General features: G+C 67.5%; 19 protein-coding genes. 9 read left to right on the top strand and 10 right to left on the bottom strand.

Annotation, left to right across the window (positions count from 1 at the left end; genetic code table 11):
* Window positions 1-167 precede the first annotated feature (167 nt).
* Window positions 168-1,865 (bottom strand): class I adenylate-forming enzyme family protein, encoded by a 1,698-nt coding sequence (locus ELY12_RS11330; RefSeq protein ID WP_126176818.1) that lies wholly within the window; start codon window positions 1,863-1,865, stop codon window positions 168-170.
* A gap of 126 nt (window positions 1,866-1,991) precedes the next feature.
* On the opposite strand from ELY12_RS11330, the gene lgt reads away from it, so the two are divergent.
* From lgt to ELY12_RS11315, 3 genes are read left to right on the top strand one after another with little or no spacing between them, the layout of a single operon-like run.
* Window positions 1,992-2,909: a prolipoprotein diacylglyceryl transferase gene (lgt, locus tag ELY12_RS11325; RefSeq protein WP_206435819.1), complete on the top strand. Its 918-nt coding sequence runs from the start codon at window positions 1,992-1,994 to the stop codon at window positions 2,907-2,909.
* The gene (locus tag ELY12_RS11320; protein WP_126176816.1) at window positions 2,906-3,967 is read left to right on the top strand and encodes a class I SAM-dependent methyltransferase; all 1,062 of its coding nucleotides are present in this window, start codon (window positions 2,906-2,908) and stop codon (window positions 3,965-3,967) included. Before lgt ends, ELY12_RS11320 begins: the two co-directional genes overlap by 4 nt.
* 5 nt (window positions 3,968-3,972) lie before the next feature.
* Window positions 3,973-4,383, top strand: a complete 411-nt coding sequence (locus tag ELY12_RS11315) for a DUF2147 domain-containing protein (protein WP_126176815.1) — start codon at window positions 3,973-3,975, stop codon at window positions 4,381-4,383.
* Here the strand turns inward: ELY12_RS11315 and ELY12_RS11310 are convergent.
* Genes ELY12_RS11310 through ELY12_RS11300 form a run of 3 tightly spaced genes read right to left on the bottom strand, consistent with a single transcriptional unit; the run spans window position 4,380 to window position 8,199 of the window.
* On the bottom strand, window positions 4,380-5,909 hold the full coding sequence (locus ELY12_RS11310; protein ID WP_126176814.1) for an ABC transporter permease/substrate-binding protein: 1,530 nt from the start codon (window positions 5,907-5,909) through the stop codon (window positions 4,380-4,382). The two genes, ELY12_RS11315 and ELY12_RS11310, sit on opposite strands and share 4 nt — an antisense overlap.
* On the bottom strand, window positions 5,906-6,652 hold the full coding sequence (locus ELY12_RS11305; RefSeq protein ID WP_126176813.1) for an ATP-binding cassette domain-containing protein: 747 nt from the start codon (window positions 6,650-6,652) through the stop codon (window positions 5,906-5,908). The genes ELY12_RS11310 and ELY12_RS11305 overlap by 4 nt, the downstream gene beginning before the upstream one ends.
* A gap of 32 nt (window positions 6,653-6,684) precedes the next feature.
* On the bottom strand, window positions 6,685-8,199 hold the full coding sequence (locus ELY12_RS11300) for a PAS domain-containing protein (RefSeq protein WP_126176812.1): 1,515 nt from the start codon (window positions 8,197-8,199) through the stop codon (window positions 6,685-6,687).
* Window positions 8,200-8,354: 155 nt separating this feature from the next.
* On the opposite strand from ELY12_RS11300, the gene ELY12_RS11295 reads away from it, so the two are divergent.
* Window positions 8,355-9,521 carry an isovaleryl-CoA dehydrogenase gene (locus ELY12_RS11295; RefSeq protein ID WP_126176811.1) on the top strand — a complete coding sequence of 389 codons (1,167 nt, stop codon included), beginning with the start codon at window positions 8,355-8,357 and terminating at the stop codon, window positions 9,519-9,521.
* Here the strand turns inward: ELY12_RS11295 and ELY12_RS11290 are convergent.
* The gene (locus ELY12_RS11290) at window positions 9,518-10,546 is read right to left on the bottom strand and encodes a hypothetical protein (protein ID WP_126176810.1); all 1,029 of its coding nucleotides are present in this window, start codon (window positions 10,544-10,546) and stop codon (window positions 9,518-9,520) included. The genes ELY12_RS11295 and ELY12_RS11290 overlap by 4 nt on opposite strands.
* Before the next feature lie 65 nt (window positions 10,547-10,611).
* Between ELY12_RS11290 and ELY12_RS11285 the strand changes: the two genes are divergently transcribed.
* The gene (locus tag ELY12_RS11285; protein ID WP_126176809.1) at window positions 10,612-12,219 is read left to right on the top strand and encodes a carboxyl transferase domain-containing protein; all 1,608 of its coding nucleotides are present in this window, start codon (window positions 10,612-10,614) and stop codon (window positions 12,217-12,219) included.
* Window positions 12,220-12,300: 81 nt separating this feature from the next.
* Window positions 12,301-12,933, top strand: coding sequence for a TetR/AcrR family transcriptional regulator (locus ELY12_RS11280; RefSeq protein WP_126176808.1), 633 nt, complete (start codon window positions 12,301-12,303; stop codon window positions 12,931-12,933).
* Between the two features lie 146 nt (window positions 12,934-13,079).
* Here ELY12_RS11280 and ELY12_RS11275 read toward each other — a convergent pair whose 3' ends face one another.
* On the bottom strand, window positions 13,080-14,789 hold the full coding sequence (locus ELY12_RS11275) for a bifunctional metallophosphatase/5'-nucleotidase (RefSeq protein WP_206435817.1): 1,710 nt from the start codon (window positions 14,787-14,789) through the stop codon (window positions 13,080-13,082).
* Window positions 14,790-14,972: 183 nt separating this feature from the next.
* On the opposite strand from ELY12_RS11275, the gene ELY12_RS11270 reads away from it, so the two are divergent.
* Window positions 14,973-15,554 (top strand): hypothetical protein, encoded by a 582-nt coding sequence (locus ELY12_RS11270; protein WP_126176807.1) that lies wholly within the window; start codon window positions 14,973-14,975, stop codon window positions 15,552-15,554.
* Here the strand turns inward: ELY12_RS11270 and ELY12_RS11265 are convergent.
* Window positions 15,526-15,909, bottom strand: coding sequence for a Rap1a/Tai family immunity protein (locus tag ELY12_RS11265; protein WP_126176806.1), 384 nt, complete (start codon window positions 15,907-15,909; stop codon window positions 15,526-15,528). The genes ELY12_RS11270 and ELY12_RS11265 overlap by 29 nt on opposite strands.
* Window positions 15,909-18,422 carry a DNA topoisomerase (ATP-hydrolyzing) subunit B gene (gene gyrB / locus ELY12_RS11260; protein ID WP_126176805.1) on the bottom strand — a complete coding sequence of 838 codons (2,514 nt, stop codon included), beginning with the start codon at window positions 18,420-18,422 and terminating at the stop codon, window positions 15,909-15,911. The genes ELY12_RS11265 and gyrB overlap by 1 nt, the downstream gene beginning before the upstream one ends.
* Before the next feature lie 105 nt (window positions 18,423-18,527).
* Here gyrB and ELY12_RS11255 point away from each other — a divergent pair, with 105 nt between their 5' ends.
* Together ELY12_RS11255 and ELY12_RS11250 are read left to right on the top strand one after the other, a co-directional pair.
* Entirely contained in the window at window positions 18,528-19,952 is a 1,425-nt protein-coding gene (locus ELY12_RS11255; RefSeq protein ID WP_126176804.1) for a M20/M25/M40 family metallo-hydrolase, read from the top strand.
* On the top strand, window positions 19,949-21,511 hold the full coding sequence (locus tag ELY12_RS11250; RefSeq protein ID WP_241229831.1) for a class I adenylate-forming enzyme family protein: 1,563 nt from the start codon (window positions 19,949-19,951) through the stop codon (window positions 21,509-21,511). The genes ELY12_RS11255 and ELY12_RS11250 overlap by 4 nt, the downstream gene beginning before the upstream one ends.
* 281 nt (window positions 21,512-21,792) lie before the next feature.
* Here ELY12_RS11250 and ELY12_RS11245 read toward each other — a convergent pair whose 3' ends face one another.
* Both ELY12_RS11245 and ELY12_RS11240 read right to left on the bottom strand, forming a co-directional pair.
* Window positions 21,793-22,422 (bottom strand): DUF4337 domain-containing protein, encoded by a 630-nt coding sequence (locus ELY12_RS11245; protein ID WP_126176803.1) that lies wholly within the window; start codon window positions 22,420-22,422, stop codon window positions 21,793-21,795.
* 310 nt (window positions 22,423-22,732) lie between these two features.
* On the bottom strand, window positions 22,733-23,971 hold the full coding sequence (locus tag ELY12_RS11240) for an MFS transporter (protein WP_164549489.1): 1,239 nt from the start codon (window positions 23,969-23,971) through the stop codon (window positions 22,733-22,735).
* Window positions 23,972-23,985 lie beyond the last annotated feature (14 nt).

The following is a 23,985-nucleotide window of genomic DNA, read 5'->3' as shown; positions in this document are numbered from 1 at the left end:
ACGAAAACCTGCTAAACCGGTGTCACCTTCCGTTTTGGCGAAGTCCACACCCCGTGTTCGTTTCGCTAAATAGGAAGCGGAAGGGCGCGGGCTGACCATCCATGCACGCTAGACCGGCGCGACGGGTGTAGGAAACCCGAAACGCAATTCGCCCTGCTCGATCAGCCTCAAGCGGCCTGCAGCAGCGCGGTATACTTGGTCCTGAGCGCGCGCTTGTCGATCTTCTCGGTGCCAAGCCGCGGCAGCGCTTCGGTCACCTGCCACAGGTATTGCGGGATCTTGAACTTGGCGAGCCGCTCGGCGAGGAATTCGCACAGGTCCTGCGGATCGACGTCCCGCCCGTCCTTCGACAGGTAGACCGCCGCGACCACCTCGCCGAAGCGTTCGTCGGGCAGCCCGAAGACCGAGCATTCGGCGATGTTCGGGTGCGCGTAGATCTCCTGCTCGACCTCGATGCAGGCGATGTTCTCGCCGCCGCGGATGATGATGTCCTTCTTGCGGTCGACGATGAACAGGTACTCGTCTTCGTCGAGATAGCCGAGATCGCCGGTCCGGAAATAGGCGTCGGCGGTGAACGCGGCCTCGGTCGCCTCCTCGTTGCGCCAGTAGCCGAGGAAGTTGCACGCCGAGCGCATCGAGATCTCCCCCACCTGGCCCTGCGGCACGGGCTTCCCGGCATCGTCGAGGATCGCAAGATCGACCAGCGGCTTCGAGGCGGTGCCGGTCGAACCCGGCTTCGCCAGGTAGTTCTCGTTCATGTTGCCGCAGCCGACGCCGTTGGTTTCGGTGAGACCGTAGCCCAATACCGGGAAGCCTTCGGAGAACGCCTCCTTGATCTTGGTCACGTGCTCGGGCGGGCGCGGGGCGCCGCCGCCGGCGAAGGTCTTGCAAGCCGACAGGTCGTACTTGTCGCGGTCGGGGTGCGTGGCGAGCTCGTAGCTCATCAGCGGCACGCCGACGAAATAGGTGATCTGCTCCTTTTCCAGCAAGCGCAGCGCCTCGGTCGCGTCCCACTTGGGCATCAGCACCAGCTTGCGCCCCATCGCGAAGCTCTGGAGGAACACCGGCACTTCCCCGGTCACGTGGAAGAGCGGGACATTGACCAGCGCGCTCGGCTGGACGGTCGGCATTTCGCCCTTCTCGGTGAACAGCTGCACGATGGTGGCGGTCTGGGCGATGTAATTCATCACCGCACTCACTTTGCCGAGATGATCGGAATAGGCGCCTTTGGGTGAGCCGGTCGACCCCGAGGTGTAGAGCATGGTCGCGAGATCGTCAGGCCCGAGCTCCTCGAGCATCCGGGTGGCGGTGTCGCCTTCGCCCCACACCGGTTCCAGCCCCACCGCCGGCGGGCCGTCGTGATCGAACACCACCAGCTTGGCGCCGTGCGGCACGCCGCTCAGCCGCTCGGCGCGCTGGCGGTCGGCGAGCACGATCGTGCATTCGCAGAGGTCGATCCCGAAGGCGAGCTCCTCCCCCGTCCACCAGCCGTTGAGTAGCGAGGCGCATCCGCCGCCCATCAGCACGCCCATGTAGCCGGCGATCCAGTTGGCCGAATTGCGGGCGGCGATTCCGACGCGGTCGCCCTTCTTCATCCCATGCCGCGTGGCGAGACCGTCGGCGACACGGGCGGCGGCTTCGTAGATCTCGCCGAAGGTCAGCCGCTGGTCGCCGTCGACGATGAACAGCGTGTCCCTATGCTGGCCAACGAAGTGGGCGAAGTAGTGCGCCAGGCTGGGCGGCGCGTTGACGAAGGCGGGCATCTCAACGCCCCGGCGCTCGACGGCACGGGTCTCGAACATCTGCCCGGGCGCGGTCAGCGCCGCGTTGATCCGCTGAATATCCTTGTCGAGCTCCGTCGGCATGCCGTTCCTCTTCCAGCTGTATCCCGCGCCGGGGTTTCGCCGCGCGCCGCGCTATGCCAAAGACGCGCGCGGACGATCGCGGCCCCCTTATGGGAGGTTGGCGCCAAGGGTTAAGGATCAATCGTGCTGCTGTCACTACTGGCCGACGCGTCGCAATACGCCGACCACGCCATTCGGTTCGAGGACCTGGGCCTGAGGAAGGGCATCAACCTCGGCTTCATGGAGCTGCGGTTCTACTCGCTCGCCTACCTGGCGGGGATCGTGCTGGGGTACTGGCACCTCAGCAAGATGATCAAGGCGCCCGGCAGCCCCATGGCGCAGCGCCATGCCGACGACCTGTTCTTCTACTGCACGCTCGGCATCATCATCGGCGGACGGTTGGGCTACGCGGCGTTCTACACCGGCGGTGAGACCGGCATCCCGTCGATGTTCACCCACTTCACCCCCGGCGAATTCCCGAGCTGGGACCTGCTGCGGCTATGGGACGGCGGGATGAGCTTCCACGGCGGGGTGATCGGCGTGCTGATCGCGATCGCCTGGGTGTGCCGCAGCGGCCAGATCAACTTCCTGCGCACCGCCGACTACATCGCGGTCAACGTGCCGTTCGGGATGATGTTCGGGCGCATCGCCAACTTCATCAACGGCGAGCTGTGGGGCCGCCCGGTCGAGAGCGAAGTGCCGTGGGCGATGATCTTCCCCACCGACCCGCTCGGCCTGCCGCGCCACCCGAGCCAGCTTTACGAGGCGGGCCTCGAGGGCGCGTTGCTGATCGTGGTCATGCTGCTGCTGTTCTGGAAGACCCGCGCGCGCTGGCGGCCGGGGCTGCTGGTCGGCGTATTCACCGCCGGCATCGCGCTCGCCCGCTTTACAGTCGAGTTCTACCGCCAGCCGGACCAGCAGCTTGCCGAGTTCGCGCGGCAGACGGGCCTCTCGATGGGCCAGTGGCTGACCGTGCCGCTGATCGTGCTCGGCCTTGCGCTGATCGCCCGCGCGCTGATCAAGCCGCAGATGGGGACCACGGCGGCGCAACCCGCGGCGGCATGACCGACGAAACGACGCCGCTGGCGGAGGTCTTCCGCCGGTTGATCCGCGCCACCGGGCCGATCAGCCTGGCGCACTTCATGGCCGAGTCCAACGCCCGCTATTACGCGGCGAAGGACCCGCTCGGCAGCGAGGGCGACTTCGTCACCGCGCCGGAAATCAGCCAGATGTTCGGTGAACTGATCGGCCTGTGGCTGGCCGATATGTGGATCCGCGCCGGGCGCGAAGAGCCGGTCCACTATGTCGAGCTCGGCCCCGGGCGCGGGACGCTCGCCAAGGATGCGCTGCGAACCATGAAGCGCTACGGCCTCACCCCGCAGGTGCACTTCGTCGAGACCTCGCCCGCGCTCAAGAAGCTGCAATTGGAAGCGGTGCCGCAGGCGCAGTTCCATGCCGACCAGACCTCCGTTCCGATGGAGGGGCCGTTGCTGGTGATCGGCAACGAGTTTCTCGACGCCCTGCCGGTGCGGCAGCTAGTGCGCGCGGCCGAGGGCTGGCGCGAGCGGATGGTAGGTCTGGACGGCGACACATTCGTCTACGTCGCGGGCGCGATGCCGATGGAGAGCGCGGTGCCGCCCGACTGGCGCGGTGCGCGGCAGGGTGCGATCATCGAGACCTCGCCCGCCGCCGCCGCGATCGTCTACGAGATCGCGGGACGCCTCGCGAACCAGGGCGGCTGCGCGCTGCTGATCGACTACGGCCACGCGGACTTGCGCGGCGGTTCGACCTTCCAGGCAGTCAGGGCGCACCGGAAGGTCGATCCGCTCACTGCACCGGGAGAGGCGGACCTCACGGCGCACGTCGATTTTGCCACGCTCGCCCGCGTCGCCCAGTCGCGCAACGCGCAGTGGATGGGCACCGTCGGCCAAGGCGAGTGGCTGCGCGCGCTGGGGATCGAAACCCGCTCCGAGGCGCTGACCATGCGCGCGCCGCACTTGCGCAACGAGCTCAATGCCGCGCGCGACCGGCTGATCGCGGACGACCAGATGGGCACCTTGTTCAAGGTGATGGGGTTGGCCGCGCCGGATTGGCCGCGCGGCGTGGGATTCGAGGAGGCATGATGCGCATGAAATACCTGGCCATCGCGGCGACCCTGCTTGCCGCCACCCCAGTGGCGGCGGCCGAACCGATCACCGGCTCGTGGGTCACCGCCGCGCGCGATGGGGTCGTGCGCATCGCCCCGTGCGGCAAGAGCCTGTGCGGCACGCTCGCCCGGTTCCTGGTCACCCCGCCCGGCGGCGCGGACCAGCGCGACATCCACAATCCCGACGCCAGGCTGCGCACGCGCAAACTGCTGGGCGTGCCGATCCTCACCGGCTTCAGCGAAGACGGGGCCGTCTGGCGCGGGACGATCTACGACCCCAAGTCGGGCAAGTCGTACCGCTCGGTGTTGCGCCGGCTGGCGGGCGACCGGCTGGAGGTGAAGGGCTGTATCGGCCCGTTCTGCCAAACCCAGGTCTGGCGCCGCGGGAGCTAGCGCCCGATCCGCTGCGCCAGCCAGCGCGCCGCCGCCTCCGGCGACTGCTTGTCGTCCGGCCGATCGACCCGATAGTTCGCCTGCTGCATCGCCGCCACCGGGATAGCCCCGACCAATGGCTTGAGCGCATTCACGAGGCGCGCGTCGTTCGCCCGCGCCGGGGCAACCAGCAGGATCGCATCGTAAGCGGGGAGCGCGCCCTTGGGATCGGCGAGCACCGCCAGCTTGTCTGCGGCGATCCGCCCGTCGGAGCTGAACGCAGTGATCGCCTCCGCCTCGCCGCTCGCCAGCGCATCGTACATGAAGGTCGGCGCGAAGTTCCTCTGCCGCAGAGCGCCGAGGCCATACGCCGCGTCCACCCGGCGCCACTCCGGCCGGCGGAAGAATTCGAGGTCGCCGCCCAGTGTCAGGTCGCGCCCCTTGGCGGCAAGATCGGCGAGGCTGGCGATGCCCATCGCCTTGGCGCGATCGCTCTTCATCGCGAAGGCGTAGGCGTTCTCGAACCCGAGCGAGCCCAATAGCCGCGCCCCATTGCCCTGTTCCCACGCCGCGATGCCCTTCAGCATCGCCGCGCGATCCGGGGTGTCGGTGCGCTTCATCTCGTTCGCCCACACCGTGCCCGAGTAGTCGACATAGACGTCGATCTGGCCCGAGGTCAGTGCGCGGTGGATCACCGCGGAGCCGAGCCCCTCGCGGTAGGTCACGGCGTAGCCCGCCCGCTCCAGCCGCTGCCCGATCAGCCGGGCGAGGATGTACTGCTCGGAGAAGTTCTTGGCCCCGACCACGACCGTATCGCGGCTTTCACGCTGGCCCGCGAAGGCGGCAGCAAACAGTCCGGCCGCGACCAGCCCGAGCCCGAGCCACGCCAGCGCCGGTCGCCGCGTCCCGAGACCGCGTTCGATCAATGCAAGCAGTCCATCCGTCACAAGCGCCAGCGTTGCAGCAGCGATACAGCCCGCCAGCACCAGCGCCCAGTTCTGCGTCTGCAGCCCGGCGAAGATCGGATCGCCCAGGCTCGGTTGCCCGACGGTGGTCGATAGGGTCGCCGCCCCGATGGTCCACACCGCGGCGGTGCGGATGCCCGCCATCACGAACGGCGCGGCAAGCGGCGCCTCGACCAGCCGCAGCTTCTGTGCCGGCGTCATACCGACCGCGTCCGCCGCTTCGAGCACACCGGGGTCCATCTCGGCACGCGCGGTGACCGCGTTGCGCAGGATCGGCAGCAGCGCATAGAGCGCCAGCGCGAGCAGTGCGGGGAGGAAGCCGAGCGTTGGTACCCCAGACCCGAACACCGCGCGCAGGCTCAGCAGGATCGGGAAGAACAGCGCCAACAGCGCGAGCGCGGGAATGGTCTGGACCAGGCTCGCCAGCCCGAGCGTCACCCGCGCGACGCTACGCGACCTGCCCGCCCACACCGCCAGCGGCAGCGCCACCGCGATGCCGAGCGCGAGCGCGGCGGCCGACAGCAGCACGTGCGCCGAGAGCTTGTCGCCGAGCGTCAACAGCGTCTGCCAGGTCTCGCTCATCCGCCGAGCTTCGCGAGCGCTTCGGATTGCGCGCGCGGCACCGCGACCAGCGCCTGGGCGATCTCGCCGCCCGCGCCCGCGAGCAAAGCGCGCGGTTCCTCGTCGGCAACGATCCGCCCCGCCGCCATTACCACCACGCGGTCGGCGAGCAGCAGCGCCTCGGCCATGTCGTGCGTCACCATCACCGTCGTCAGCCCAAGCCGGTCGTGCAGCGCGCGCACCTGCCGCCCCAGTGCATCGCGGGTCACCGGATCGAGCGCGCCGAACGGCTCGTCCATCAGCAGCAGCTCGGGCTCGCCTGCGAGCGCGCGCGCCACCCCCACCCGCTGGCGCTGCCCGCCCGACAGCGCATCGGGCATCCGGTGCGCGTGCTCGGGCGTGAGGCCCACGAGCGCAAGCAGCTCCGCGATCCGCTCGTCACCCAGCGGCTTGCCTTCGAGCCGCGGACCGATGCCGATGTTGCGGGCAACATCCATGTGCGGGAACAGCCCGATCGACTGGAATACGTAGCCGATCCGCCGCCGCAACTCGGGCGCGTCCGCTTCGCGCACGTCCGCGCCGCCGATGAGCACGCGCCCCGCGTCAGGCTTGATCAGCCGGTTGGCCGTTTTGAGCAGGGTCGATTTGCCCGAGCCGGATTCGCCGACCAACGCCACGAATGCCCCACGCGGCACGGCGAGCGTAACCGCGTCGATGGCAGCCAGCGCCCCGAACCGTTTGCTGACCTCGATGAATTCCAGCATCGCCCGCAGCCTAGCGAGCGCTGGCTAGCGCGCTAGCTCTGAATCGCAGCGCGCGGGATGACGAGGTCGACCTCAAGCCCGCCATCGGCGAAGCGCCGCTCGAGCGTGCCGCCGAGCTGGCCTTCGATCGAGCTCTTGAGCAAGCGCGAGCCGAACCCTTCCTCCGCCGGCTGTTGCGCATTAGGCCCGCCGCGCTCGCGCCAGCGAACCGCGGCCGATTGCACATCGTGTCCGCATTCGATCGTGATCGTCACCGACCCGTCGGCATCGGACAGCGCGCCATACTTGGCCGAATTGGTCGCGAGCTCGTGGAAGGTTAGCGCCAGCGGGGTGGCGGCGCGCGGGCCGATCACGCAGTCGTCCCCGCTAATCTCGACCCGGCCCGGCGCGTCGGCATAGGGCGCCATCAGCTCCTTCAGCAAGCCCAGCAGGCTGTCGCCTTTCATGCCCTCCATCGGCCGCACGAAGTCGTGCGCGCGACCCAATGCGCGGATGGTGTCGATCAGTTCCTGCGCGAAGTCGGCCGCTTCCGGCCGGCGCCGCGCTCGCAGCGAGATAAGGCCCGCGACGACCGCGAAGATGTTCTTGATCCGATGCGACAGCTCGCGCGCGAGGAGGTCGCGGTTCTCCGACCGGCGGTGGCCTTCGTCGATGTCGGTCAGGGTGCCGTACCAGCGCGTCACCTGCCCCTGACCGTCGACCACCGGCAGCGCGCGTGCCAGGGTCCACCGCCAAGTGCCGTCAACCTGCTTGAGGCGATATTCGCACTCGAACGGCATTCCGTTGGCGATGCTCGATTGCCACGCGTCGCGCGTCCGATCGGTATCTTCGGCGTGCACGTGCGGGCCCCAATCGGTCATCGTCGCGGGGTGGTCCGCCCCGGTGGTGTGGCGCCAGCGGCTGTTGAAGTAGTCGAACTTGCCCTCGTGATCGGCCGACCAGACGATACCCGGGACCATGTCGGCGATCTCGCGCATCGCCCGCGCGCTTTCGCTCGCGCGGGTGGTGGCGGCGAGCTGGTGGCGGTGCGCGGCCATACGGCACATGACCGACTCCGCGAGCACCTGCAGGCCTTCGAGCTGCAGCTCGGTCAGCCCCTCAGGGCGCGGCTGCGTGTCGATCACCGCCAGCGCGCCGAGCGGAACGCCCTCGCTCGAGACGAGCGGGACGCCGGCATAGAAGCGGATGTTGAGCGCGCCGGTGACCAGCTCGTTGTTCCGGAATCGCGCGTCGCCAGTCGCATCGGCGACGATCATCGGCGCGGGTTCGAGCATCGTGTGGGCGCAGAAGCTTTGCGAGCGCGGAGTCTCGCGGTCATCGAGGCCGAAGCGGGCGAGGAAGCGTTGCCGCTCCCCCTCGACCATGCTCAGGACCGCGACCGGGGCGCCGCATAGCTTGGCGGCGAAATTGACCACCGAGACCAGCTCGGGATCGTCCTCCAGGCTGTCGACCCCGTAGGCGGCGAGCACGACCGCGCGCTCGTCTTCGCTGCACGGCACGGCGGCAACGGGGGCTGTAGCCCGTGGAAGAGTCCCGTCCTGGTTCATGTAACTGCGATCCTGCGCGCCAAGTAGCAGAAAAACATTATAAATTCAAAGTATTTGCGCGACGAAACTAATTTGCGCGCAAATTGCTGAAATCGAAGCGTTTGCTTGTCCCCGCGGCCCTCGGCTATGCGCCTCGCCAGACCTGGAGAAAGCCGTTGCGCGCCACCCCCGATTTCGATTTCCAGCTCGGCGAGAGCGCCGAGATGATCCGCGAGGCGACCGCCCGCTTCGCCGACGAGCAGGTCGCTCCGCTCGCCGAAAAGGCGGACCGCGAGGACTGGTTTCCGCAAGAGCTGTGGCCGGCGATGGGTGAGCTGGGCCTGCACGGGATCACCGTCGGCGAGGAAGACGGCGGGCTCGGGCTCGGGTACCTCGAGCATGTCATCGCGGTGGAGGAGATCAGCCGCGCCAGCGCCTCGGTCGGGCTCAGCTACGGCGCGCACTCGAACCTGTGCGTCAACCAGATTCGCCGCTGGGGCAACGCCGAGCAGAAGGCCAAGTATCTCCCCAAGCTCATCAGCGGCGAGCATGTCGGCTCGCTCGCCATGTCGGAGGCCTCGGCTGGGTCGGACGTCGTCTCGATGAAGCTCAAGGCCGATGCAGTCCAGGGCGGCTACGTCCTCAACGGCACCAAGTTCTGGATCACCAACGCAACCTACGCCGATACGCTTGTGGTCTATGCCAAGACCGACGGCCATGCGGGCAGCCGCGGGATCACCGCGTTCCTGATCGAGAAGGACATGCCCGGATTCTCGATCGGCCAGAAGATCGACAAGATGGGCATGCGCGGCTCGCCCACCGCCGAGTTGGTATTCGACGACTGCGAAGTGCCCGAAGAGAACGTCATGGGTCCCTTGAACGGCGGCGTCGGCGTGCTGATGAGTGGATTGGATTACGAGCGCGTGGTGCTCGCCGGGCTGCAGCTCGGGATCATGCAGGCGTGCCTCGACACGGTCATCCCCTACGTCCGCGAGCGCAAGCAGTTCGGCAAGCCCATCGGCGCGTTCCAGCTGATCCAGGCCAAGGTCGCCGACATGTACGTCGCGCTGCAATCGGCGCGCGCCTACACTTACGCGGTCGCCAAAAGCTGCGACGCCGGCCAGACCACCCGCTTCGACGCCGCCGGCGCGATCCTGCTGGCGAGCGAAAACGCCTTCCGCGTCGCCGGCGAGGCGGTCCAGGCGCTGGGCGGCGCGGGCTACACCAAGGACTGGCCGGTCGAACGCTACCTGCGCGACGCCAAGCTGCTCGACATCGGCGCGGGAACGAACGAAATCCGGCGGATGCTGATCGGGCGCGAGCTGATCGGGGCGGCGGGCTAGCTACAGCTCCCATCCCGCACCCCGCTGACGCTGCCGACGCCGAGGATGATCTTCGCCCGGCGCGAGAATGTCAGCGCCTGCCAGCGGCCCGAGTTTCCGGTGGCGGTGCGGCTGCGCAGGAAGGTGATGGCGAGGAGCTCGTACTGCTCATCGTCGATCCGACCCGCATCGATCAGGCAGTTCCACTGGGCGTAGTTCCACGCGAAGTCGCGGCCGATGCCGTCCTGGTCGATCGTCTGCCCCAGCGCGTTGTACCAGTCGAAGATCGCGCGCAGGCGCGGCCAGCGCTCGGCGGGCGGCATGGCGACGAGCTTGCTGCGTAGCCGGGCGATGTCCTCGCTCGGCGGCAGGCCGCCTTGTTGGACACGGGTGTCGATCGCCCACCGCACCTTGCGCGAAGTGATCGGGCCGTAGGGGAACACCCGCTGGAGGTCGCCGCGCACGAGGTCGAGCAGCGCGAGGTAGTGATCGAGCTGCACCTGCAGCATCGCATCGCTTTCGAACAACGCGGTGAGCTCGCCCATGATCACCGGGTTGAGCTTCCCGTCGGGCCCATGCGCGGCGAGGATGCCGGCGCGGCACTTCGCGGTGGCCGGCACCGCGAGGCAGTCCTTCGACAGCAGCAGCTTGCCGTAAGTGGGGGCCAGCCGCGCTAGTTCGCGCTTGGCCTTGCGGCGCGAACCCAACGAATCGCGCCATTCTTTCAGCACCGGCTGCAGGCTGCCGGTGCCGTAGTTCCACTGCGCCATCCCGACCGAGATCAGCTGGCTGTCGAAATTGCCGACCGGCATCGCCCAGCAGCCCATCGTCTCGGGGATCGAGGTCTCCTGCATCCGCGCGAAGACCCCGGCACGGTCGAGCCCGATCTCCGCCATGCGCGCCGCGGTCGCCGGGTCGATCCGCAGCGAGGGCACGTCGCCCACCCGGCGGCATTCAGGCGCGGCGGGCGGAGCGTAGGCGGGCTCCCGCCCTAGCGCGGGCAGCGCCCAGAGCAGCGCCAGCACCGCGAACAATCCCGACCGCATCGCTCATCCTCCCAACTTGGCGGCGCGCCTCCCACCCGTTAGGGCGCTTGGGCCAAGGAGATACGATGACCGCACCCGTCCTCAGCAGCAAGCTAGACCGCGAGAGCCCGGAGGCGAAGGCGCGGTTCGCGCACAACTCGGCGCTCGCCGAGGAGCTGCGCGCCAAGGTCGCCGAGGCGGCGCTCGGCGGGCCCGAGAAGCACCGCGAGAGGCACACCAGCCGCGGCAAGCTGCTCCCCCGCGAGCGGGTCGAGCGGCTGCTCGATCCCGGCGCACCGTTCCTCGAGATCGGGCAGCTCGCCGCAAACGGGATGTACGAAGGCGACGTCTCGGGCGCCTCGATGATCTGCGGTATCGGCCGCGTGTCGGGGCGGCAGGTGATGATCGTCGCCAACGATCCCACCGTGAAGGGCGGCAGTTACTACCCGATGACGGTCAAGAAGCACCTGCGCGCGCAGGAGATCGCGACCGAAAACCGCCTGCCGTGCGTGTACCTCGTCGACAGCGGCGGCGCGAACCTGCCGTACCAGTCGGAAGTCTTCCCCGACCGCGAGCACTTCGGGCGGATATTCTTCAACCAGGCGCAGATGAGCGCGAAGGGCATCCCGCAGATCGCCTGCGTGATGGGATCGTGCACCGCGGGCGGCGCCTACGTGCCGGCCATGAGCGATGAGACCGTCATCGTCCGAAACCAGGGCACGATCTTCCTCGCCGGCCCGCCGTTGGTAAAGGCGGCGACGGGGGAGGAAATCTCGGCTGAGGACCTCGGCGGCGGCGACCTCCACGCCAAGAAATCGGGCGTGGTCGATCACCTCGCCGAGAACGACGAGCACGCGCTCTCGATCGTGCGCGACATCGTCAGCCATCTCGGCGCCAATACCGGCGCGGCGGCCGACGTGACGCTGCGCGAACCGCGCGAGCCGAAATTCGACCCGCAAGACCTGTACGCGATCATCCCCGACGATGTCCGCGCCCCTTACGACGTGCACGAGGTCATCGCCCGCATCGTCGACGGCAGCGAGTTCCACGAGTTCAAGGCGCTCTACGGCAGCACCCTCGTGTGCGGGTTCGCGCACATCTGGGGCATGCCGGTGGCGATCCTCGCCAACAACGGCGTGCTGTTCTCTGAGAGCGCGGTGAAGGGCGCGCACTTCATCGAACTCGCCTGCCAGCGCCGCATCCCGCTGCTGTTCCTGCAGAACATCTCGGGCTTCATGGTCGGCGGGAAGTACGAGGCAGAAGGCATCGCCAAGCACGGCGCCAAGCTGGTCACCGCGGTCGCCACCGCCACCGTGCCCAAGATCACCGTGCTGATCGGCGGGAGCTTCGGCGCGGGCAACTATGGTATGGCTGGCCGCGCCTATTCCCCGCGCTTCCTGTTCTCCTGGCCCAACAGCCGCATCAGCGTGATGGGCGGCGAGCAGGCTGCCTCGGTCCTCGCCACCGTCCACCGCGATGCCGACAGCTGGACGGCAACCCAAGCCGAGGAGTTCAAGGCCCCGATTCGCCAGAAGTATGAGGACGAAGGCAACCCCTACTACGCCACCGCGCGGCTGTGGGACGACGGGGTGATCGACCCCGCGCAGACCCGCGACGTGCTCGGCCTCGCCTTCGCCGCCACGCTCGAAGCGCCCATCGCCGAGCGGCCGGCGTTCGGCGTGTTCCGCATGTAAACGCGACCAAATGTTAGCCGCGCCTCTTCAAACCGGGCGCCCGCTGGCTTAAATGCGCCGCAGAAGGCGGGAGCATAGCGCATGAACCTCAGGTCGGATCAGCCGGGCGACGAGAAGACGCGGCTGCTCGGCGTGGCCGAGCGCATGATCGAGGAGCGCGGCGACGCGATCAGCGTGGGCTCGTTAGCCATTTTCGCGGGTGTGCCCCGTGCCCGGCTCGAAGCGATCTTCCCCGACGATGACGCGCTGTTCGACGCGATCGTGGAGACCTGGTTCGTCGATCACATTGCGATCATGGAAGAGGTCCTGGCGAGCGACCTGCCGCCCAACCGCAAGATGTACGAATTCTTCGCCCGCCGCTTTCGTTTGAGCCGCGAGCGCTATCGGGCCAATCCGGCGGCGTTCAAGGCGTATTGCGAACTGGGCGCGGCGCAGTTCGAGCGCATTCGCGGCTATGTCGATCTCGCCGATCACTACTTGTGCGAGCTGATTGCGCAGGCGCAGGCCGAGGGCGCGTTCGAGGGGCTGGCGATCGATCAGGCGCTGAGTCTGATCAACCAGATGGTGCTGCCTTACACGCTGGCCGAAGTGCTGACGTACATGGACGAGCGGCTGAGCGAGGAGAAGCTGGGCCGGATCGTCGATACGATCTTCGCCGGGCTGTCCGCCGCGAACGGCGGTGCGCAGGGTGTGACGGGGCTGCGGGCGGCTTAGCTCGCCCAATCCAACAAACCGACGTCGGCCCGGACCTGATCCGGGCCTGGTGCTTCTTTCGGACGTCCGAGAAGGCAGCACTGCCCCGGATCAAGTCCGGGGCGACGGTGGATCGGAAGGCGAGGGCTTCTCGCCTTAGCCCCTTCCTAACCTCCCACCATCGTTACCCGCCCCACCGGCGGCACCTGCACCATCTCCTTGCCGCGCAGATACTCCTCCATCGAATCGAGATCGAGCGGCCCCACTTGCGGGTCCTTCCCCTGCTTGAATGTCACGAACCGGTCCCCGCCCGCTGCGATGAAGTTGTTGAGCGTCACGCGGTAAGTCTTCGCCGGATCGATCGGCTGACCGTTCAGCGCCGCCTTGATCACCCGCTGCCCCGCCGGTTTCGATGGGTCGAGCGTCATGGTGAACCCTTCGCTCACCGCGAGAATGTTCCAGTCGTTCATGTTGGCGAACTGCTCTTCGAGGATCTGGAGGAGCTGCGCGCCGGTGTAGGTCATCGTCACAAGCGTGTTGCCGAACGGCTGCACCGCGTAGATGTCGCCGAAGGTCACCACGCCTCCATCGCGCGCGACTAGGTCGGTGCGGATGCCGCCTGGGTTCATGAACGCGATCACCGCGCCCGCATCGCGGGTCGAGGCGAGCTGCGCGTCGGCGACGAGGTTGCCCAGTGTGCTCTCGGGCTTCTTCTTGGTGGCCGAGGCGGAGATGCGGCCGACCGGGCGGTTGGATACCTCGGCCGCCGCCGCGGTGTACTTGGCGACGTAAGCCGCGATCTCCGGGTTGGGCTGGAGCGCCTCGAACGCCGCGTTGACCGGCCGCCCGTCGCCAACGCTCTGCACCGGCACGTTCTTGGCCGCGATCGCGGTCACGTCGTGCAGACGCGGGTCGATGGTGAGCGCAATGTCGGTCAGCATGGTGCCGCCGTAGCCCGCGCTGGTCACCGTGAAGTGCCGTGTCGGATCGACCTTGGAGAAGTCGCACACATACGACTTGTGCGTGTGGCCTGAAATGACGAGGTCGATCCGCGGATCGAGCTTGGCGAGGATATCGCGCAAGTCGCCCGCCATCGAACCGCAGCCGGTGTAACTGTCGCCGGGCTCGGGCACGAGGCCCTGGTGGATCGCCACCACCACCGCGTCGGCGCCCTCGGCCAGCACCTTGGGCACCAGCGCGTTGATCGATTCCGCCTCGTCCTCGAAGGTCAGGCCCTCGATCCCGCCGGGCGAGACGATCTGCGCGGTGCCCCTGAGGGTCAGACCGATCACGCCCACCGCGACCGCATTCTTGCCGGTCCCGAAGCGCTTGATGCCGTAGCCGGGAAACAGCGTGGTGCCGTCCTGCTGGCGCACGTTGGCGGCGAGTATAGGGTATGTTGTGCCCTTGTAATCCGGCTCGACAGCGCACGGTTCGCGCAAGGTGAACTTCTCGCACCCGCCTTCGCGCAGGCGCTTCAGCTCGCGCCACCCGCGGTCGAATTCGTGATTGCCGACGCTGGTGAAATCGAGGTGGACGCGGTTCATCACCCCCACGGTCGGCTCGTCGAGGAACAGCGAGGAGGACAGCGGGCTGGCGCTGATCAGGTCGCCCGCGCCGATCGCCATGTTGTATGGGTTCTGCTCGCGAATCTTCTCGACCGCGGTGGCGAACCACGCGGCGCCTCCGGCATAGACCTCCTGTTTGCCGACCTGCCCGTCTTCGAGCAGGATCGGCCGCTTGATCGGCTCGAGGTTGCCGTGAAAATCGTTGAGCCCGACGATGCGGACCGTGACCGGTTCGGCCGGGGCCTTGGGAACGGTGGCACAGGCGGCGAGCGCGGCGGCGAGCGGCAGCGCGAGGAGTTGGCGGATCATGGGTGCGCGGAGTGCACCGCCCGCGTGACCGCTTCAAGGCCATTCTGCCGCGCGTCGATCGGTTCCTGAAAAAACAGGAAAAAAGCGTCATTTAGTGCACGCTGCTGGCGGAACCGGGCAAAGTCGCGGGCGTTCGAAGAATCCCATGCCGATGGGAGGGTTTGAACCAAGGAGCCTCCGGCCATGACGCTCGACCCGATCGCCCTCGGCGCCATACTCGCGATGCTGCTGGTCGCGGCGCTGCTGTTGTGGTGGCTCTACCGCTCGCGCCGCACCTCCGCGCTACGCGACCGGTTCGGCAAATCGGAATACGATCGAACGCTCGACCGCCACGGCAGCCGCGCTGACGCCGAGGCCGCGTTGCTCGAGCGCGAGAAGCGGGTGTCCGAACTCGAGCTCAAGCCGCTCACCGCGGATGAACGGGAGCGCTTCGCGAGCGACTGGCACTCGGCCAAGGCACGCTTCGTCGACGATCCCGCGGCCGCGGTCGGCGAGGCGGACGGGGTTATCCGAGTGGTGATGGGCGCGCGCGGCTATCCGATCGCCGATTTCGACGCGCGCTACGAAAGCCTGACGGTCGATCACGGCGAGGTCGCGCGGCACTACCGCGCCGGGCACGATATCGCCGGACGTGCGGTCGAAGGCCAGGCGACCACCGAAGAGCTGCGCCAGGCGATGATCCACTACGAGGCGCTGTTCGGGGAACTGGTGGCGGAAGCGTCCGCCGAAACCGCCCCTAGGGCTGCGGCGTCGTCACCTGCATAGGCACGCAGGCGTAGGCTTCGGTCAGAGCCTTCTCGACCGCGTCGGCCGCCGGATCGCGGGTCGGCTCCATGAAGTGCAGGACTGCATAGCGCAGCTCGGCGGGGTTATTCACCGCGACGCAGACCTTGCGGTCATTGCCGCGGTGAAACTCTCGCGCCTCGATCACCGCGGCGACGCCCTGGATGAACCCATCGCACCGCGCGACCCGCAGTGGGTCCTTGTCCCTGCATTCGACCAGCAGCCACGAGGCGTTGATGCCGGCAATGCCGTAGTCATAGGGCGCGAGCACGTCCTCCGCCGCGAGCGGAGCCGCCGACAGCAGACCCGCCGCCGCTAGCGAGGCGAGGATCCGCATCAAACGTCGAGGTTCGCGACGTTGAGCGCATTGTCCTGGATGAACTCGCGCCGCGGTTCGACGACGTCGCCCATCAGGCGGGTGAAGATCTCGTCGGTCACGTCCGCGTCCTCGACCTTCACCTGCAGCAGCGCGCGGTTTTCGGGATCGAGCGTGGTCTCCCACAGCTGCTCGGCGTTCATTTCGCCGAGGCCCTTGTAGCGGCTGATCGACAGGCCTTTGCGCCCGGCGGCAAGCACCGCGTCGAGCAGCTGCGACGGCCGGGTGATCGCGCCATCGCCCACGACCGGCGTCTCGACCCCAGGTTGAACCTCTTGTGCGTCGTCCTGCTCGTCCGAAACCGGCTCGGGTTCTGGCTCCGCCTCGGCCGAGGCACGGGCAAACCGGCTGGGCGTGGCGAAGGCCTCGGCGTGCTCCTCGGCCAGCTTGTGCAGCTTCCTCGCCTCGGCGCTGTCGAGGAACTTGCCCTCGATCTCATGCGCATCGGTTACCCCCCGCCAACGGCGGGCGAACACGATCGACCCGTCGTCACGGCGCTGGACGCTCCACTCGGCCTCCGGATCGCCCTGACCCAACCGGCGCGCCGCCAACTCGAGCGCAGCCATACGGCCCGCGGCGTCGAGCGCCGGATCGAATACCCCGGCGAGCGCCATCTGCTCGATCACCGCCGGGTCGTACTTGCGCGGCACGAAGCCGAGCAGGCTGCGGATGCGCAGCGCGTACTCGACCAGCGCGGCGAGATCGGCGCCGGTGCGCGCGCCCTGCTGGGTTTCCAGCACCCGGCCCGCGGTGCCGCCCTCGACCAGGTAGCGGTCGAGCGCCGCCTGGTCCTTGAGGTAAACCTCGCTGCGGCCCTTGCTGACCTTGAACAGCGGCGGCTGGGCGATGAACAGGTGCCCCGCCTTGACGATGTCCGGCATCTGCCGGTGGAAGAACGTCAGCAGCAGCGTGCGGATGTGCGCACCGTCCACGTCGGCGTCGGTCATGATGACGATCTTGTGGTAGCGCAGCTTTTCGAGGTTGAACTCGTCGCGCAGGCCGGTGCCCATCGCCTGGATCAGCGTGCCGACTTCCTTGGAACTGATGATCCGGTCGAACCGCGCCCGCTCGACGTTGAGGATCTTGCCCCGCAGCGGAAGGATCGCCTGATACTTGCTGTCGCGGCCCGACTTGGCCGAGCCGCCCGCGCTGTCGCCCTCCACCAGGAACAGTTCGCACTTCGACGGATCGCGCTCGCGGCAGTCGGAGAGCTTGCCCGGCAGCGAGGCGACCGACATCGCACCCTTGCGGCTCATCTCGCGCGCCCGGCGGGCGGCTTCGCGCGCGGCGGCGGCGTCGACGATCTTCTGGATGATGGTCTTCGCGTCGGCCGGATTTTCCTCCAGCCACTCGGTCATCTTTTCGCCCATCAGCGATTCGAGCGGCTGGCGCACCTCGGAGCTGACCAGCTTGTCCTTGGTCTGCGACGAGAACTTCGGATCGGGCAGCTTGACCGAGACGATCGCGGTCAGACCTTCGCGCATGTCCTCACCAGTCAGGCCGACCTTTTCCTTCTTCAGCAGCCCGGTGCGCTCGGCGTAGCTGTTGATCGTGCGGGTCAGCGCGGCGCGGAACGCGGCAAGGTGGGTGCCGCCGTCACGCTGGGGGATGTTGTTGGTGAAGCACAGCACGTTCTCGTAGTAAGAATCGTTCCACTCGAGCGCGACGTCGATGCCGATGCCTTCCTTGTTGGCGCTGACCGAGATCGGCTCGGGCACCAGGGGCTGCTTGTTGCGGTCGAGATACTTCACGAACGCGGCGATGCCGCCTTCGTAAAATAGGTCGTGCTCGATCGGCTCTTCGTGCCGCAGGTCGCGCAGCTTGATGCGCACGCCGGAATTGAGGAACGCCAGTTCGCGGTAACGGTGCTCGAGCTTCTCGAAATCGTACTCGGTGACGTTCTTGAAAGTGTCGGTCGAGGCCATGAAGGTGACACGGGTGCCATTGCGCTCGCGGCCCTCGCCTTTGACGATCAGCGGGCCGACGGCGTCGCCGTGCTCGAAGCGCATCCAGTGCTCCTTGCCGTCGCGCCAGATCGTCAGCTCGAGCCATTCGCTGAGCGCGTTGACCACCGAGACGCCCACGCCGTGGAGGCCGCCCGACACCTTGTAGGCGTTGTCGTCGCTGGTGTTCTCGAACTTACCGCCCGCGTGGAGCTGGGTCATGATGACCTCGGCCGCCGAGACGCCTTCCTCGCGGTGGATATCGACGGGAATCCCGCGGCCGTTGTCCTCGACCGAGACCGAGCCGTCAGGGTTGAGTTCGATCAGGACCAGGTCGCAGTGACCCGCCAGCGCCTCGTCGATCGCGTTGTCGGAAACCTCGAACACCATGTGGTGCAGGCCCGATCCGTCGTCGGTATCGCCGATGTACATGCCGGGGCGCTTGCGCACCGCGTCGAGGCCCTTCAGCACCTTGATGCTGTCGGCGCCGTAGCCATTCTGGTTCGGGGTATTTTCGGTCTTCTCGTCCATGCCGATTATATAGGGACGAGGGGGCCATTTAGGAACCCGCAAGGGGCCCTTCCATCCACAATCGTTTCCTGCTTTTGTCGCGGGCGAATCGCAGGGGAGAATGTGATGAAAAAGGCGGTACTGGGGGCGGTCGCGGCTTCCCTGATCTCGACTTCCGCGCTGGCGCAGGTCGCCACCGGCACGCAGGGTCCGCTGCGGCCCGACCAGCAGAAGTTCTTCGATCTCTACAAGGAGCTGGTCGAGACCAACACCGTGGTCGGGGTCGGCAGTTGCACCCAGGCCGCGGCGCAGATCGCCACCCGGATGAAGGCGGCCGGCTTCACTGACGAGCAGCTTATCCCGTTCTCGGTCGCGGAGCATCCGGACGATGGCGGCCTCGTCGCGGTCCTCCCCGGCACCTCCACCACCCTCAAGCCGATGCTGCTGCTGGCGCACATCGACGTGGTCGCCGCCAAGCGCGAGGACTGGGTGCGCGATCCGTTCAAGCTGGTCGAGGAGAACGGGTACTACTACGCCCGCGGCATTCTCGACGACAAGTTCCAGGCCGCGACCTGGGCCGACACCCTGATCCGGCTCAAGCAAGCGGGCTACCAGCCCAAGCGCACGATCAAGATGGCGCTCACTTGCGGCGAGGAGACCGACACCGCGTTCAACGGCGCCGAGTACCTCTCGAGCGAGAAGCGCGACCTGATCGACGCCGCGTTCGCGCTGAACGAAGGCGGCGGCGGGCGCACCGACGGCAAGGGCCACCTGCTCGTCCAGACCATCCAGGTCGGCGAGAAGGTCTACCAGGACTTCAAGCTGACCGCGACCAACCCGGGCGGCCACAGTTCCGCGCCGGTGCCCGAGAACGCGATCTACGACATGAGCCGCGCGCTCGACAAAATCTCCGCGCACGAATTTCCGGCGGAGTTCAACGACACCACCCGGGTGTTCTTCGCCAAGGCCGGCGCGCTGCGGCTCGACGAGACCGGCAAGGCGATGGTCGCGCTTACCAAGGACCTCAATGACAGCGCCGCGATGGCTGTGGTGAACAAGGACAAGTCGCTCCACTCGATGCTGCGCACGACCTGCGTCGCGACAATGATCGACGGCGGGCATGCGCTGAATGCGCTGCCGCAGCGGGTGGAGGCGAACGTCAACTGCCGCATGTTCCCGGGCCACACCCGCGAGGAGATCAGGGACCAGCTTGCCCAGGTGATCGGCGATCCCAAGATCACCATCGAGTATCGCCGGGCCGACAAGCCGGTTGCCAAGAGCCCGCCGCTCGATCCGGCGCTGATCGGGCCGATGGAAAAACTGGCCGCCAAGTACTATCCGGGCGTGCCGGTGGTCCCGTCGATGTCCACCGGCGCGACCGACGGCGTCTACACCGGCGGCGCGGGCATCCCGACCTACGGCGTGCCGAGCGTTTGGGGCGACCCCGACGGCAACGGCACCCACGGCCTCAACGAGCGGGTCGAGGTCAAGGCGGTCTACACCGCACGCGACTATTTGTTCGACCTGGTCAAGGAGCTGTCGAGCAAGTGACGCCTGAGGATATTGCCGCCCGTCTCGGCGAGCCGTTCGGTTCGTTCCCGCAAGTCCTCGCCGATTGGGCGGCGGTCCAGCCCGGCAAGGTCGCCCTGCGCGACGAGCAGGGCGAAGTCACCTGGGGCGAGCTCGACGACCGCATCGAACGGATCGCCGCGCGCATGCTCGAAACCGGGCTCGAACGCGGGCAGTCGGTGGCGATCCTCGGCACTTCGACCATCCCCTACGCGCTGGTGTTCCTGGCGGCGGTGCGTGCGGGCGGGGTCGCGGCGCCGCTCACTACCAGCGCCAGCGCCGAGCAGCTTGCCGGCATGGCGGCCGACAGCGGCGCGCGGCACCTGTTCATCGACCGCGCTAAGCTGACCGAGCTCGGCGACGGGTTCATGCCCGATCTCGAGCGGATCGTGCTCGACGAAGACCTCGACGGGTGGATGGCGCCCGCCGGCACGCGAGCCGCGCCGTTCGATCCGGCCGAGAGCGACCCGTTCAACATCATCTATTCGAGCGGCACCACCGGCATCCCCAAGGGCATCGTTCATTCGCACCTCATGCGCTGGCGCCAGTTCACCGGCACCGCGCAGGCGTTCCGCTCGACCGGGCAGGACGTGATCAGCCTCGCCTCCACGCCGCTCTATTCGAACACCACCATGATCGCGTTCCTGCCCCCGCTGCTGGCCGGGGGCACGGTGCGGATCATGGGCAAGTTCGACACCAAGCGCTGGCTCGCGCACGCGCAGGCTGACAGGACCAACGTGACGATGCTGGTGCCGGTGCAGTACCAGCGCCTGATGGACGAGCCGTCGTTCGACGACTTCGACCTTTCAGGCCTGGTTGCAAAATACTGCACCTCCGCTCCATTCTCCGCCGAGCTCAAGCGCGAGGTGTTGCGGCGGATGCCCGGCAGCCTGGTCGAGATTTACTCGATGACCGAGGGCGGCGTGGTGTGCCTGCTGCAGGCACACGAATTCCCCGACAAGCTGCACACCGTCGGCCGACCCGCGCCGGGCAGCGAATTGAAGGTCCTCGACGACGAGGATCGACCGGTTCCGCCCGGCACGCCCGGCAACCTCATCGGCCGTTCGGGCACGATGATGTCGGGCTACAAGAACCAGCCGGGCAAGACCCGCGAGGGCTACTGGACCGATCCCGAGAGCGGCGAAACCTGGCAGCGCATGGGCGACATCGGCCGCATCGACGAGGACGGGTTCGTCGAGCTGGTCGGCCGCGCCAAGGACATGATCATCTCGGGCGGGTTCAACATCTACCCGAGCGATCTCGAAGCAGTGTTGGAAACCGATCCGCGCGTGGCGGAGGCCGCTGTGGTCGGGATGGACAGCCGCAAGTGGGGTGAAACCCCGGTCGGCTTCGTGCGGCTGATCCCGGGAACGCCCGAGGCCGCGGTGCAGTCGATCCTGACCGAGACCAACGGCAAGCTGGGCAAGACCCAGCGACTGGCGGCGCTGCTGACGATTGACGAGATGCCGCGCAGCCACATCGGCAAGCTGCTCAAGACCGACTTGCGCGAACGCGCCGCGGCCGAGCTGACGATCGACTGAACGCGCGGGGCAGGGAGCCCCAACGCAAAAGGCCCAGGGAAACCCCGGGCCTTGGCGATCAGGCGATGGTCGTCGCGAGCGTGAGGCCGCTGATGGCCGCCGCAGCGAAGAACGCCAGGATGTGCGATGCGAGACGCATGGGCTTTCCCCTGTTGAGTGGTTCTCCGTGTAATCGGCTGCCCGGATGAGCGGCCGACCCCGGTGATGCGCAGGGAAATAATATTACGCGCGGCTTTTCACAAATGAGAAGACGCGCACCCGTGTTGCGTTTGGCGCAACGGTCAAAACGGTATTGGAAACAGCAGGAAGAAGCCGTTGAGTGTCAGCACGGTGCCGATCGCGCCGAGCAAAGCCGATACAGTCAGCACGGTGCGGTTGCCGGCAAGGATCGCGACCGACCCTAACACCAGTGCAAGTTGCAACACGACCTCGGCGTAATCGAAGTTGTTGTCCTGCTCGGACGCGCGGTCGCGCATGGCCTCGAACACCTTGGCTTGCGCCATCAGCTGCTTCTTGCCTTCGCCCTTGAGCGGATCATCAGGCGCCGCCGGATCGGGCTCGTCATCGTAGCGGGCCACCTTGGCGCGGTACTTCGCGATCCGGCCGTTGAGGTCGTGGGCCTGCGCACCGCTGGCGCCGACTAACCGCGATTCCAGCTCGGCCGCCTCGATCTCGTAAGCGGTCTGGCGAATGTTCTTGGCCTGGTAGAACGCCCAGGTGTCGCTCGCGCGGATGTTGCCGATCATCATGTCGTCGGTGGCGTTGCCGCCGCCGAGACCACCGATCGCCAACACCGCCGCCATCGCCGCGATCAGCAGCGCGGCGCGATTGGCGAAGTGCGCCTCGTCAGCTTTCTCCGCGCGGTCCTCGCACAGCTCGGCGATCAGCTCGGCGGCGTCATTCGTATCCATTGACCGTGCTCCCCTCGCAGAGGCGCCTAGCCGCCGAACGCGCGGAAAAGATGGAAAAATCCGTCAGGGAGAATGAAAACGGAGCGGCGGCCGAGGGGGAGAGAGAGCCGCCGCTCCGTATCTATTCGCGGGCCGCCTTGCAGCGGGGGCGAAGCGCGCTTCCGGGATCCGGGAGGGGATCGCGGGCGCTGGCCGGACCCGCCGCTTCGGGGGGAGAGGACTGGCGTCGTCCGGCTTCAGCGGTGGAAATAATCTTTCGCCAAGCTTTGCACAAATGAGATAAGCGCGCGACGTGTTGCGTTTGGCGCAACTAGCGATGCACCCGTCTGATGCCGGCCAGGAACAGCGACACCGCGAGGACCGCGATCGTCGCGGACAGCACCAGCGGCATGGCCGGAAAATGCGCGATCGCGTTTGGTCCGGAAAACTTGGCGAAGACAAAGGCGTACAGCGGCGGGCCGACGATCTGGGCGACCGAGCCGACCGCCTGCGTCGCGCCCTGTAGCTCGCCTTGGCTCGATTCCGTTCCGCCTGCGTCGGCGGCGGGCTTGTCGACCGCCCGGCTGTTGAGCGCATTGAGCGACGGGTAGATCAGCCCTTGCAACCCATTGAACAGGATCGCTGCGTAAACCACGACGTCGGACCGGGCGAAGGCGAACGCCGCCGTCGCCAGTACCACCGCTGTCAGCCCGACCAGCACCGCGCCGACCTCGCCGATCCGCGCCACCACGCGGCCGAGCAGCACCCCCTGCACCAGCGCGCTCCCGACGCCGACCGCCGCCAGCGATAGCCCGATCTGCCACGCGCTCCAGCCATAGGCCTCGATCGCGAAGTATGACCAGATCGAGGGATAGACGATGTGCGCGAGCTGCCACACGCCGATCGCGCCGATGGTCCAGATGACCGCACGGCTCTGATTGCCGAGCGCGCGCAAGGCCGAAAAGGCGTTGGCGCGCGCGAGGCTGAACGGCCGGCGCTTCTCCGGCGGGAGGCTCTCCTTGAGCACGAAGAACCCGAACAGGACGTTGACCAGCGCCAGACCGGCCGCGGCGAGGAACGGCACCCGCGGACCGATCTCGCCGAGCAGGCCGCCGAGCGCGGGACCGATGATGAAGCCGAACCCGAACGCCATGCCCATCAGCCCGAAGCTGGCGGCGCGCTTCTCGGGCGGGGTGACATCGGCGATGTAGGCGTAGGCGGCCGAGTAGCTTGCGCCCGTCAATCCCGCGACGACCCGCCCGGCGACCAGCCAGCCGAGGCTGGGCGCGAGGCCCTGCACCAGATAGTCGATTCCGAAACCGGCGAGGCACGCCAGCAGCACCGGCCGCCGCCCGAAGCGGTCCGACAGGCTGCCGATGATCGGCGCGAACACGAATTGCATCGCGGCATAGCCCGCCGCCAGCCACCCGGCCCACACCGCCGCGCTGTCGACCGGCATGTCGCCCAAGTGCATGATCAGTTGCGGCAGCACCGGCATGACGATGCCGAAACCGATCATGTCGACCAGCACGACCGCGAACAGAAACCACAGGACCGCGCGCTGCTGCATGAGCCCCTCCCCGC

The sequence above is a fragment of the Tsuneonella rigui genome (genome assembly GCF_003958625.1).
Taxonomy (GTDB): domain Bacteria; phylum Pseudomonadota; class Alphaproteobacteria; order Sphingomonadales; family Sphingomonadaceae; genus Tsuneonella; species Tsuneonella rigui.
Note: the sequence above shows the minus strand (reverse complement) of the source record. Positions and strands in the feature narration are given on the sequence as shown.